The 11,647-nt window shown below is 38.6% G+C and carries 12 protein-coding genes; 3 read left to right on the top strand and 9 right to left on the bottom strand.

Annotated features, from left to right (window positions below):
* Positions 1 to 27 precede the first annotated feature (27 nt).
* Positions 28 to 960 carry an IS5-like element ISAha3 family transposase gene (locus J671_RS20895; protein ID WP_004812228.1) on the bottom strand — a complete coding sequence of 311 codons (933 nt, stop codon included), beginning with the start codon at positions 958 to 960 and terminating at the stop codon, positions 28 to 30.
* Between the two features lie 109 nt (positions 961 to 1,069).
* Here J671_RS20895 and J671_RS20890 point away from each other — a divergent pair, with 109 nt between their 5' ends.
* Complete coding sequence (locus J671_RS20890; protein WP_004888281.1) at positions 1,070 to 1,858, top strand: crotonase/enoyl-CoA hydratase family protein; 789 nt, start codon at positions 1,070 to 1,072, stop codon at positions 1,856 to 1,858.
* A 106-nt stretch (positions 1,859 to 1,964) separates the two neighbouring features.
* Here J671_RS20890 and pgaD read toward each other — a convergent pair whose 3' ends face one another.
* The 5 genes from pgaD to J671_RS20865 form a co-directional block, all read right to left on the bottom strand.
* Complete coding sequence (gene pgaD, locus J671_RS20885; RefSeq protein ID WP_004888282.1) at positions 1,965 to 2,384, bottom strand: poly-beta-1,6-N-acetyl-D-glucosamine biosynthesis protein PgaD; 420 nt, start codon at positions 2,382 to 2,384, stop codon at positions 1,965 to 1,967.
* A gap of 85 nt (positions 2,385 to 2,469) precedes the next feature.
* Positions 2,470 to 3,726, bottom strand: a complete 1,257-nt coding sequence (gene pgaC / locus J671_RS20880; RefSeq protein WP_004888283.1) for a poly-beta-1,6-N-acetyl-D-glucosamine synthase — start codon at positions 3,724 to 3,726, stop codon at positions 2,470 to 2,472.
* A gap of 13 nt (positions 3,727 to 3,739) precedes the next feature.
* Positions 3,740 to 5,734 carry a poly-beta-1,6-N-acetyl-D-glucosamine N-deacetylase PgaB gene (pgaB, locus tag J671_RS20875; RefSeq protein WP_002054296.1) on the bottom strand — a complete coding sequence of 665 codons (1,995 nt, stop codon included), beginning with the start codon at positions 5,732 to 5,734 and terminating at the stop codon, positions 3,740 to 3,742.
* A 236-nt stretch (positions 5,735 to 5,970) separates the two neighbouring features.
* Entirely contained in the window at positions 5,971 to 6,312 is a 342-nt protein-coding gene (locus J671_RS20870) for an FKBP-type peptidyl-prolyl cis-trans isomerase (protein WP_002054441.1), read from the bottom strand.
* An 87-nt stretch (positions 6,313 to 6,399) separates the two neighbouring features.
* Positions 6,400 to 6,930 (bottom strand): YaeQ family protein, encoded by a 531-nt coding sequence (locus tag J671_RS20865; RefSeq protein ID WP_002054386.1) that lies wholly within the window; start codon positions 6,928 to 6,930, stop codon positions 6,400 to 6,402.
* A 189-nt stretch (positions 6,931 to 7,119) separates the two neighbouring features.
* On the opposite strand from J671_RS20865, the gene dctA reads away from it, so the two are divergent.
* Positions 7,120 to 8,382 carry a C4-dicarboxylate transporter DctA gene (dctA, locus tag J671_RS20860; RefSeq protein ID WP_004888284.1) on the top strand — a complete coding sequence of 421 codons (1,263 nt, stop codon included), beginning with the start codon at positions 7,120 to 7,122 and terminating at the stop codon, positions 8,380 to 8,382.
* A gap of 40 nt (positions 8,383 to 8,422) precedes the next feature.
* Here the strand turns inward: dctA and J671_RS20855 are convergent, their stop codons facing one another.
* Positions 8,423 to 9,421 (bottom strand): CobW family GTP-binding protein, encoded by a 999-nt coding sequence (locus J671_RS20855; protein ID WP_004888286.1) that lies wholly within the window; start codon positions 9,419 to 9,421, stop codon positions 8,423 to 8,425.
* Positions 9,422 to 9,923: 502 nt separating this feature from the next.
* Here J671_RS20855 and J671_RS20850 point away from each other — a divergent pair.
* Positions 9,924 to 10,121 (top strand): hypothetical protein, encoded by a 198-nt coding sequence (locus J671_RS20850; protein ID WP_002054416.1) that lies wholly within the window; start codon positions 9,924 to 9,926, stop codon positions 10,119 to 10,121.
* Positions 10,122 to 10,251: 130 nt separating this feature from the next.
* Here J671_RS20850 and J671_RS20845 read toward each other — a convergent pair whose 3' ends face one another.
* Both J671_RS20845 and J671_RS20840 read right to left on the bottom strand, forming a co-directional pair.
* A complete protein-coding gene (locus J671_RS20845) occupies positions 10,252 to 10,767 on the bottom strand; it encodes an acyl-CoA thioesterase (RefSeq protein ID WP_002054353.1) in 516 nt (171 codons plus the stop codon).
* Between the two features lie 261 nt (positions 10,768 to 11,028).
* Positions 11,029 to 11,643: a MarC family protein gene (locus J671_RS20840; protein ID WP_002054351.1), complete on the bottom strand. Its 615-nt coding sequence runs from the start codon at positions 11,641 to 11,643 to the stop codon at positions 11,029 to 11,031.
* Positions 11,644 to 11,647 lie beyond the last annotated feature (4 nt).

The following is an 11,647-nucleotide window of genomic DNA, read 5'->3' as shown; positions in this document are numbered from 1 at the left end:
GCTGAGTTCTCCCCAATCCATTCAAATTTAAGACACAACTTGGGTGCGAGGTCTACCTAATTCCGTAAATCTATTCAGAACTGCCACACGCGCATGAATTTCATTGACCTGACTTTGAAAATGTCTTGCCGTCAGCCTATCACCTAATAATTTGATGCAATGCATCTTGGTTTCCACCAAACTACGACGGTGATAACCCGACCATTTTTTCCATAGGGTTCTGCCTAAATGTTTAACCGTTTGAAGTAACTCATTTCGTTCTATTGAACTTATTTTAGAATCTTTCCAGGGCTTGGCATTCTTTCTGGGTGGAATTACTGCATGTGCTTGACGATCTGAAATCACTTTTCTGCAGCACTTCGTGTCGTACGCGCCATCGGTATAGACAGAATCTATTCGCTCATCTAGTGGAATTTGATCCAGTAAATCACCTAGTACTTGTGAATCACTGACATTATTTGTAGTAAGCTGAACGGCACGTATTTGCAGTGTTTCAGCATCTATACCAATATGCAGTTTACGCCATTGCCGACGGTATTCAGGCTGATGTTTTTTACGCTTCCATTCGCCTTCACCTAAAAACTTTAAACCCGTAGAGTCGACAAGTAGGTGTAACCCATCATGACTTTTCTGATAGCTTATCGCAATATCAATATGCTTTTGTCGTCTACAAAGGGTGGAGTAATCTGGTGCTGTCCAATTCAAGCCACAGAGTTTAATCAGGCTTTGAACAAAGCCAGTAACCATACGTAAAGAAAGACGGAATAGAGATTTGATCATTAAACAGCATTGAATCGCTGTATCAGAATAAGTTTGATTTCGTCCTTGCTTGCCTTGTGGTTGTGCATACCATTGCGTCTTAGGATCAAACCAGATTGAAATATTTCCTCGCTTGATTAAAGCTTGGTTATACGAGGACCAATTGGTTGTACGATAGATTTTAGGTGTAGGCTTCTTCATCTGGAAATTATATTACTGAAGAAGCCTTCAAGAATAGCTTTGTGCAACAAAGCCGTTTTTAAATGATTGTTTAAAAGATAATGAGAGACAAATAAAAGAGCTTGAAAATATGTCAAATCAAGAAGGAAAAGTCAGCCGTGAAACTCGCGGACATATTTTTTTAATTGGCTTAGATCGCGCAGCAAAACGTAATGCCTTTGATAGTCACATGATTAAAGACTTATCACTAGCGCTCACCGAATATGAAAATAATGATGTCCTGCGCTGTGCGATTGTTTTTGCTCACGGTGACCATTTTACAGCTGGCTTAGATTTAGTTGAGTTACAACCTAAGCTTGCTACAGGTGTTTTTGATTTTAGTGAAAATGAAATTAACCCGTGGGGCACAATAGGTCGAAAGCTGAGTAAACCTTTGATTGTGGCAGTACAGGGTTATTGCTATACCGCTGGTATAGAACTCTTTCTCAATGCAGATATTGCGATTGCAAGTGAAAATACTCAGTTTGCTCAAATGGAGGTTCAACGTGGCATCTTACCTTTTGGCGGAGCAACTGCACGTTTCACTCAAGCCGCGGGTTGGGCCAAAGCCATGCGCTATTTGCTTACAGGTGACTCTTTTGATGCCAAAGCAGCCTTGGATATGAACCTAATTACAGAAGTTTGCCCAGAAGGTACGGAGCTTAAACGTGCCATAGAACTCGCTGAACATATTGCTCAAGCAGCGCCCCTTGCCGTAAAAGCCACTCTTGCCTCTGCACGTGAAGCAATTAATGAAGGCTACGAGGCGGCCTTTAATCAATTGCAAAACCATCTTCAACCTTTACTAACTACAGAAGACGTTCAAGAGGGTGTTTTTGCTATGCTACAAAAAAGACCTCCAGTGTTTAGAGGCAAATAAAACCGATTCAAACACTACGCTTCGGGGTCTAAATTTATAACTTACTAAGAGTGAATATGCAAAAAAGAAAGCCCACATGATGTGGGCTTTCTTTTATTTATTAGATTTATTCAACTCTAACGATTTTACCAAATTCATCATGGTGAACGACCGTAATTTTTTGGCTACGGCCCTGTTCAATTTCTTGTTCTGGCAAATCAAAGTAACGTGCATAATCATCTGTCTGTTTCATGTTAAGTGCATTCCCTCCAACACGGCGTTCAGGCAACACATGACTCCAGAGCAGCAAGCCAATTGCACAAGCAATCAGAGCAGTAATGCCATGTTCAATTCCTACACCAAAAGCACTAAACAAACGATGTACTAAATGAGTTTTTTGGAGCTCTGCCAATACCCAGATAAATACAAACGGACGCCACAACAACAACCAACCGCCCCACATCATGGCTGTGCTTGTTGTAGAAACATAGCGTTTGTGCCATGGTAGTTGACGACGTAAATCAATAATCAACGAATTTGTCTTCATTTCTCTTTACCTAACGAAGTGCTGCGGTTTTCCCCAGACATCAATACAGCACGATCTTTAAAATCTCATGACTCTTGCATTTCATCTAACGAATGCCCCGATCCGGGCTCACCCAACGTGCTCGTTTCTCATCTCCACGTCGTAAGACCTTTGGAAATGCCACAATGGTTGCCGAAATGGTGATTAGCCAAAAGACCAATGGATACCAGATCATCCAGAAATAATTTTTTCCTAGATGTGGTTCATAGCGACTATCCATCCATTTGCTTAAAGCAAACTGAATTAGACAGGTTGCCCCCAATAAAATACCGCTACCATACGGTAAAAATGGGGAACTCACAACGGCTAAAGCAGGGATTGGTAAAATAAAATGTACCAACCACAATAAAGCCATTGCCAGCATTAAATATGACCATACTAAAGTTAAGCAAAGCTCAAACATGAGAGGCCATAAAAAATTCAATTTTGGTTTGGTGAACACATCAATGTTTTTAATTAAAACCTGTGCTCCACCCATTGCCCAACGTAAACGCTGTTTCCATAAACCATTTAAAGTTTCAGGCATCAAAATCCAAACCAAGGCATTCGGTTCAAAACGAATGTCCCAGCCTGCACGCTGCAACTTCCAAGTAATGTCGATGTCTTCAGTCAACATATTTGGTGACCAATAATCGACTTGATGAACAGCACTTTTACGGAAAGCTGTAATTACACCAGACACTGTAAATAAACGACCAAATGTACGCTGTGCACGTTTAATCATTCCCACAATCGAAGAAAATTCACCGACTTGAATACGGCCTAACAAAGTTGAACGCGTACGTATACGTGGGTTTCCAGTTACAGCTGCAACCGTTGGGTTCTGAAGAAAATGACGAATCATCCATTTTGCTGCATGTGGGTCAAGCAAAGCATCGCCATCGATACCAATTAAAAATTCGGCATCGGTCATCAGGCTGCCCGCCTGTAGCCCCATCGCTTTTCCTTGGTTTTGTGCAAGATGAACAACACGAAGTTTTTCGTATTGTTCAGCTAAACGATCGAGCACTTCACCCGTATTATCCGAACTACCATCATTAATCGCAATGACTTCAAAATTTGGATAATCCAATTTTAAAGCATGGCTAATGGTTTCCTCTGCATTATCACCTTCGTTAAAGCAAGGGATGAGTACAGCAACTTTCGGATAGCTTTCTAATGGAGCGGGTTGATCATAAGGTGGAGCCTTACGTTCCTTCCAATAGAAAATGATCGCACCAATCATCCATAGATATGACATAAACAATGGATAATAAAAAACGAATTTTAGGGCGTGCGACCATATTGCAGCAAAGATTGTCATGTTTCAGCCTCGTCTATGGCACAAGACGAGATGACTTTTCAGCAAATGCTTTATGCATTACGTTCACGTCCGGATGATCTTTAATTGGGTCATCTGGATAGTATGCAACATGCATTGCACCTTGTTCATAGAGAGAATGAATCGTCGCAGCCATTTCAGTTGAAGGTACCTTTTCGTTATTACGCCAGTTTGTTGCCTGTAGCTCAAAAACTGTTTTCTTAATGCCATTTGGATATTTTTTCACGCGATCAACCATATCTTTATAGAATTGATCTGGATTTTTCACTTGCTCCATATAAGGCATCGCCATAATAGCAGTAAAATCATAACGGTTTAGTGACTCTTCAAGTGACTGAGAGTACCAGTTTTCCGCATATGGTTTTAAAGCCACTTGCGCATATAAATTACGTGCTGTTAACAGGAACGGTTCATATTGACGAACCTCATCAACAAGCTGCATTGCAAAATCATCTAAATATCTTGTTTTAAATGCAGTCCACTTTTGCAAATCTTCGTCATTCGCACGAATTTTTGCCAAGTCTGTTGGTAAGCCTTGTTTTGCATAAGCTTTTAAAGCATCTGGACTTGCATCTTCATAATCAGACAAGGTCACATCGTCATGGAATAAAATTCCATTAAAAGACGATGATTTTGCTAAATCTTCATATATTTCACGGATAGTTTGACGCGCTTCTGGTGAAAAAGGACTTAAACGAATGTATCCCATATTGAGGTGTCCACTCGTCTTATCCTGTTGGGTCACAACCAAGTCTTTTGATACTGGATCAGTTTTTGGTAGTTCCCATGCCAATAATGGCATCCACGCATAAATACGGCTTACAGGAGTACGTGTTTGAATTTGCCATGCAACACGGTTGAATAAATCAGCACGCATAGGAATATGTCGATTTGGGAAGTATACCATATCGGCAGAACCATTCGCATCTGCATCAGAGAAAGCCTGCAAATAAACTGTATTTACACCCATTGCATTAATACGGTCGAGTAAATTACCTAAATTACGCTCTTGTTGTTGCGGGTCTGGATCATAAATATAGTCGAGATCCACATGCATGATTTTTTGCGGACGATTATTATCCGTTAAATTTAACTCACGATTTTTAATTTCTTGAGCTAAATCATTTGTGCTCATTCCACCCTCGACCAAAATACGACTCATATTTTGTAGAGACTGTTTTGCATGATCGGCCCCATCATCAAGTGTGATAGTAATTGGCATACCAAGCTTTTTAGCAATTTGAACAGTTTGCATATTATAGCGACCATATGGCCACACCATAATACGTGGTGAACGTATACCATGTTCTTTAAGCAACTGATTATTCTTTTTTAAATCATTATAAATTCGGGTCTGATATTGGCTGTCGTTTTCATACGTTTTAGTTTTTACGTCATAAAAACGAGTTGTCGCTGCAGGTTCAGAGTTGCCTTGAGGGTTACCGGTAATACCACGGTGTAAATGATAGCTGTGGCTTGCAATTTCAACAAAACCGCTGTCTTGCATTTCTTTAAGTTCAGGCCAGCTTAAGATTTTATCACGTGAAATTTCTTCGCCAGAAAAATCTACTTTTTGATTTGCTTTTGGCTCTAGCCATGAACCGACAACAGCAAGCACTACCGGGATTTTTTTAGCCTTAATAACTGGATAGGCATTTTGATAAAAAGACTGATAACCGTCATCTACAGTTAATAAAACTGGCTTGGTCGGCAGTGCAGCTTTGCCCTGATGAGCGCGAATCAACTGATCTACAGTAATAAAATGGAAACCATTTTTTTGCAGCCAATCGATATGCTCACCAAATTGTTTTGTGGTCACTGCATATTGAGGAATTAAGGCATTTTTAGTATCGGTAATTTCATGATAGCCAATAACAGTAAGTTCTGAAGCATCTATTTTAGGAGGCTTAGCTAGTGCCATACCTGACAAGCCTGCTAAAGCTAAGCCAAGCGTTAGATTCAACAAAGGAGATGCAAAACGGGTAATCATGAAATAGCGTCTCAATAGCAATATAGATTATTTATGTGAAATTTAAACTTAAGAACTAAAACTCTTATTTATTTAGTTCTTAAGCTCAAACTGCCCCAAAAGAACAGTTTTTCAGTTCACCTTTATAATGAAATAAACTGAAAATAATCTTAAATATTCAAAAAGCTAAAATATAAATAACGAATATATTCATATTTAAAGCTTATATAAAAAAATCAAACGGTAAAATTTTGATTTCATTCATCACGAGTTTTTACATCAAACAATTCAATTTCAAAAATCAAGTTTGAGTTTGCCGGAATAATTTTACCCATTTTGCGTTCGCCATAAGCCAAATGCGCAGGAACAATAAGTTTACGTTTACCACCAACTTTCATTCCCATGATGCCTTGGTCCCAACCTTTAATCACACGGCCTGTACCAATGACACATTCGAAATAATTTCCGCGATCAATAGAAGAGTCAAATTTAGTACCATCTTCTAACCACCCTGTATAGTGAGTGGTAATCAAGGCACCTTTAACTGCTTCTTTACCTTCGCCTACTTTTAAATCGATAATTTCTAATTCAGTGATCATAACATTTCCGTTTCATTTAATTTCACAGCTCAGACTCAATCTTTAGTCTAGCAAGTGAAGTTGTAAAATTTGTTGCGCTTTTCAGTTTTACTGTAATTGTGTCCACACTACATTTGCTTGGCCCTTGTCACTTAACAAAGTCCATTCGTTATCCATAACATTTAACTGTAGCTGCATCGTACGTTCACAAAGTTGTTCTAACTCTGCTGTACTTTCAGGCGCGATTTGCCATACCTGAACATTACCCAGTGTTTTAATTTTACTGTTTCTCTTCCACCAGTCTTCGACTTGGGAACCATAGGCAACAATTGCCACAGTTTTACAACGAGCACTGGCTTTTCTGACTTTATCTTCAGATGGTAAACCAACTTCAATCCAGGTTTCTAACTGCCCTGTTAAGTCTTTTTGCCAAAGTGCCGGCTCATCGGTTTCAAAAAGGTCTTTGGTGAATTCAAGACTATCACTGGCAAAGCGTGCAAATGCCATAACACGAACCATTAATCGTTCTAAAGTTTCTGAAGGATGTAAGGCAAGAGTCAATTGATAATCGCCATAAATATGGTCATCCATATTGGCAATATTCAAGTCTGCCTTATAAATTGTTGCTTTAAGCGCCATAGTTGAGATGTCCAAAAATTTGGCGCTAAGAATACTCGATTTTAATTAAAAAATTATAGAAAAAACTCAGTAATACAACACTTCTTTCATGCTTCATTTGCATCTTATTCCAAAACAGCCGAGTACTTACAAAGTTGGCGGGCTTTTTGCTTTAAAGGGTTGTACTCCTCTCTTTTGATTTGATGACTTATGTGGCAAAAACTTAAACGTAGTTTATTTCTACAAGTCCTCTGCTCTCTCTTCCTTGGTATTGCAGTGGGTCTTGCTTTTCATGATTTCTCCCTAGCTTTAAAACCTCTTGGTGATGGTTTTATTTCTCTCATTAAAATGTTGATTGCTCCAATTGTATTTTGTGTAGTAGTACTGGGAATCTATGGTGCGAACGACATTAAAAAAATGGGCAAAGTCGGTGCAAAAACCATTCTTTATTTTGAAGTAGTCACCAGTATTGCTTTAATTTTGGGAATTATTGTTGCTTATGTCTTTAAACCGGGCGTCGGCATGAATATTGATATTAGCCATTTAGATGCTAAAGATTTAAGCACCTATACCGAGCGTGCTCACGACATGCATACGGGTTCGGACTTTCTGCTTAATATTATTCCTAAAACATTTACGGCTGCTTTTGCCAACGGCGATATTTTACAGATTTTACTCATCGCAATTTTGTTTGGTATTTCTCTCCTTTTAATTCCTAAACATTTAGCAGAACTGGTACGTCAGGCACTTGAAGCTTTTTCTGAAGTTTTCTTTAAAATTATGGGACTGATTATTCGCCTAGCTCCAATTGGTGTATTCGGTTCAGTTGCCTATACCACTGCAAAATTTGGATCAGACTCACTCCTGCAACTCGGTTATCTGGTTTTACTCTTTTATGCAACCTGCATTTTATTTGTTGTGATTGTTTTAGGTTCAATTCTAAAGCTTACCGGCCTGAACATTTTCAAGTTTGTGGGCTATTTTAAAGATGAGCTCGCGATTGTATTAGGGACCGCCTCTTCTGACTCGGTACTTCCTCAAGTCATGAAAAAGCTTAAAAACCTAGGCATTAAAGATTCAACAGTCGGTCTGGTCATCCCAACCGGTTATTCTTTTAATTTAGATGGCTTTTCAATTTACTTAACTCTAGGGGTGATCTTTATTGCACAGGCCTGCAATATCGATCTTTCTATGCATGACTTGTTGGCTATTTTGCTGGTTTCGCTCATTACCTCTAAAGGCGCACACGGTATTCCAGGATCTGCCTTAGTGATTCTTGCTGCAACACTTTCAGTCATTCCAAGCTTACCTGCAATTGGTTTAGTACTTTTACTGTCTGTAGACTGGTTTATCGGGATTATCCGTGCCTGTACCAACCTCATTGGTAACTGTGTTGCGACCGTAGTCATTGCCCATTGGGAAAAAGACATCGACCATGCACAAGCAAAACAAGTACTTGATATAAAAAATTGAATTTCTTATGGAGAATATTGAACTATCTTTTCAATATTCTCTATTCAGCAATTCTGCACGCTAATAATTCAGTTTCAAAGGCCAGCCAGTCGTGGTCATGTTGACTAATCATTTCAATACGATTATCAATCCCTTCTTCACCAGACTTATAGTTAAACTGTTCAGGATTAAAGTTAAAGGTCTTCCATCCCTGATCTGTATTAAAAATTCCTTTAATACGTAGCCAGTCTTTCTGTGCACATAACACATCGAGCAGAGCATAAAATTCAAATTTCCAACGTTTAGGTAATTTCCAACCCGCCACAATATAACCTTGTGCCGACTCAACATAGTGATATGGCAATTGATGAATTTCTTTAGCAACTTCAGCTTCGGTCATTTGTTTTTGAAGCTTCAGTAAAGGTTGTATAGAGCGTGCAGTTAAACGAGCAGGCACATCAATTTGTGCTAGTTCAAGTTGACCATGCTCGGTCTTTAGCCATTGCTGCTGATAAGGTTGGTATTCTTCTTTAAGCTCAACCAGTGCCTGTTCATCTTCAAAAGTCATGGTGTCAGCATGAGAGACCACCACAATTTGTGCAGCCTTTAACTGATCTTCATACAGGTTTTGTTTAACCCAATTGGTGTCATGCAAACGGCTACCATCGACAACTGTAATCAATGCACGCATAGCCAAGCTGTTTTGCCAATGCGGTTCGGTTAATTGATCAAATAATTGCGAAGGGTGCCCAAGCCCAGTAGGCTCAATAAAAAGTCGGTCTGGCTTTTGTTCACTTAACAAGCGAGCCAAAGCAATATGCATTGGGAGTTGACTACTACAACATAAACAGCCGCCCAATAATTCCTTTACTGCATAGCCCTGATCTTGTGGTAAAAGCTGTTGATCTACTCCAATTTGCCCAAACTCATTCATTAAAACCGCCCACACTTCATTTTTGGGTTTCTGACTTAACAAATGCTGCAATAACGTCGTTTTCCCTGCTCCTAAAAACCCTGAAATAATATGGGTAGGAACAGTTTTTTGGGCTAAAATTTTCACAGGTGGCTCAAATCAACAAGGTTTAAAAACTAAAAAAGGTATATCACTGTTTAACTACTATGAAAATGTTTTTTCATTTTGAAGCTATAGTTTTCAATTATCCGGCTAAAATAACCTTTATGTGACATAAATCTCATCAATTATTTAAATTAACTTTAGATAAAAAAGAATTAAACGGAATATTCTATTTATAGGCATTCATAATTCATGCCAAAGTGTTTTGTTTACGTAAACAATTTGGCTTTTTTTTACTCAACAAGAAATATTCTTTCACATTTTTAGCGTTCAACTAGCGCTTTAATTTTACAGTAGACGCACATAAACGGCTCGTATATTTCATATTGTTAAGATAGGCGTAATAGATTGTTAAGTTAATTGATGTAATCCAAAGCTCGGCTTAGCATGTGTCCTAGCTTAGTCATTTAGCCATACATGTTTTATCTCCGTTAGGTTGAACGATTAGGTTTGATTTATTTTTTAATGAATTTAAGGATGCCATAAAATGAAATTAGCTAAAACTTTACTCGCTACTACCCTAGCTTTAACTGCTGCTTCAACTTTTGCTGCTTCTAAACATGATAAAGTTCATGCTCCAGCAGAAGATAAAGTTGTAGTTTCAACTCAAGAACAAGCAAACACTGCAAATGCTGCATCTGAAGCGGTAGGTTCTGCTTCTGAAGCTGCTCCTGCTGCTCAATAATTATCTCTGTACTCTCCTCCAAGCTCAGAGATAATTTTGCTGAAACGAAACAGGAAGTTGAATTTCAGTGAATAAAAAAAGATCGAACCATGCTGCGGTTCGATCTTTTTTATTTTAGTCGTTTTTCTTTTTAAGAAGTTTTTTTATACATGCTACAAGAAGGATTATGATTTTCTTGTAGGCGTAATACCTTGCGGTGTTCTGCCGCTTCAAATCGACAGCGTTTCCACTCTGTATCGAGTTTTAATTGAGGCACTTCACGAGGTTTACCATTCTCATCAACCGAAACCATCGTGAAATAACAGCTATTGGTGTGGCGCACGGTACGCTTTTGAATATTCTGTGCTTCTACACGAATACCCACTTCCATTGAAGTACGACCCACATGGTTGACACTCGCTAAAAATGTAACGAGTTCGCCCACATAAATCGGTTCTTTAAAATTCACTTTATCTACAGACAACGTTACGACGTAGCTGCCTGAATAACGACTTGCACAAGCATAGGCCACTTGGTCTAGCAGCTTTAGAATTGTTCCACCATGAACATTACCTGAAAAATTTGCCATGTCCGGTGTCATTAAAACTGACATGGTTAATTCTGACTGATCATCAGTTACGGTTGTCATTTCATCTAATGTAGGCATGACTCAACTCTGTCTCAAACAAGCTCAGAAAACATTATGGTTGATAATTCACAAAAAAAACATGCTTAAATCCACAACATAGCATCGTATTTTTTAATATTCTTAATTCTTTTTTTGAACGAATATTTTTTAAACTATTATTTTTAATTATTTTTTAGTTTTTCTTAAATAAAAATTTGAGAAGCAGCCAAAAGTAATCAAAAGATGCTATGCCATTTTGTTCCATTTTAAATGACATAGCATCGTTTTATATGAGCCTGACTATACTTTATGGATCAGTCCGGTAATACCATTAATAATCATATCAACAGCAATCGTACCGATTAATAAAGCAGATAAACGCCCGACTATATCAAAATAGCGATCGATGTATTTTGCATGTTTGTAGCGTAAATGATCATGTGAAAATTTCATCAAAATCAAAATACTGCATGTTAAAAACATGGTAAATCCGATCACAAGTGCCGCAGCACCAATCGACATTTCAATACCTGTCACCACAGCCGCACTAATGGTACCCGGCCCGATCATAAAAGGCATCGCGATGGTTCCAGCTAAATGCTCAGGAGCACCGCGCATTTCACCAATGGTGTCGGCCCCCTGAAACACGTAGCGATAGCCAATCACCAAAAAGATAAGGCCACCAAAAATCTGGAAAGCCTCAAAGCGTACATTCAGGTATTTACTAAAGATTGCTTCACCGCCCCATGCAAACAGCATAAAGACGATATAAGCAATCAAGCTCCCCTGAATTAAGGCTTTGTTAAACACCTTGGTTTCTGAATGGCGGATCAGGCCAATCATATAAATGCTCATTAAAAAAGGATTGAGCAAAGAGAAAAATAAAGCAAAAGAATGCAGATATGGTGAGACCATGCAT

The organism is Acinetobacter sp. 1130196 (genome assembly GCF_000588095.1).
Classification (GTDB): Bacteria; Pseudomonadota; Gammaproteobacteria; order Pseudomonadales; family Moraxellaceae; genus Acinetobacter; species Acinetobacter nosocomialis.
Note: the sequence above shows the minus strand (reverse complement) of the source record. Positions and strands in the feature narration are given on the sequence as shown.

Excerpts from the sequence above, each read along its gene's own strand:
- J671_RS20895 (WP_004812228.1), bottom strand. The coding sequence starts at position 960 with ATGAAGAAGCCTACACCTAAAATCTATCGTACAACCAATTGGTCCTCG.
- J671_RS20890 (WP_004888281.1), top strand. The coding sequence starts at position 1,070 with ATGTCAAATCAAGAAGGAAAAGTCAGCCGTGAAACTCGCGGACATATT.
- pgaD (WP_004888282.1), bottom strand. The coding sequence starts at position 2,384 with ATGAAGACAAATTCGTTGATTATTGATTTACGTCGTCAACTACCATGG.
- pgaC (WP_004888283.1), bottom strand. The coding sequence starts at position 3,726 with ATGACAATCTTTGCTGCAATATGGTCGCACGCCCTAAAATTCGTTTTT.
- pgaB (WP_002054296.1), bottom strand. The coding sequence starts at position 5,734 with ATGATTACCCGTTTTGCATCTCCTTTGTTGAATCTAACGCTTGGCTTA.
- J671_RS20870 (WP_002054441.1), bottom strand. The coding sequence starts at position 6,312 with ATGATCACTGAATTAGAAATTATCGATTTAAAAGTAGGCGAAGGTAAA.
- J671_RS20865 (WP_002054386.1), bottom strand. The coding sequence starts at position 6,930 with ATGGCGCTTAAAGCAACAATTTATAAGGCAGACTTGAATATTGCCAAT.
- dctA (WP_004888284.1), top strand. The coding sequence starts at position 7,120 with ATGTGGCAAAAACTTAAACGTAGTTTATTTCTACAAGTCCTCTGCTCT.
- J671_RS20850 (WP_002054416.1), top strand. The coding sequence starts at position 9,924 with ATGAAATTAGCTAAAACTTTACTCGCTACTACCCTAGCTTTAACTGCT.
- J671_RS20845 (WP_002054353.1), bottom strand. The coding sequence starts at position 10,767 with ATGCCTACATTAGATGAAATGACAACCGTAACTGATGATCAGTCAGAA.
- J671_RS20840 (WP_002054351.1), bottom strand. The coding sequence starts at position 11,643 with ATGGTCTCACCATATCTGCATTCTTTTGCTTTATTTTTCTCTTTGCTC.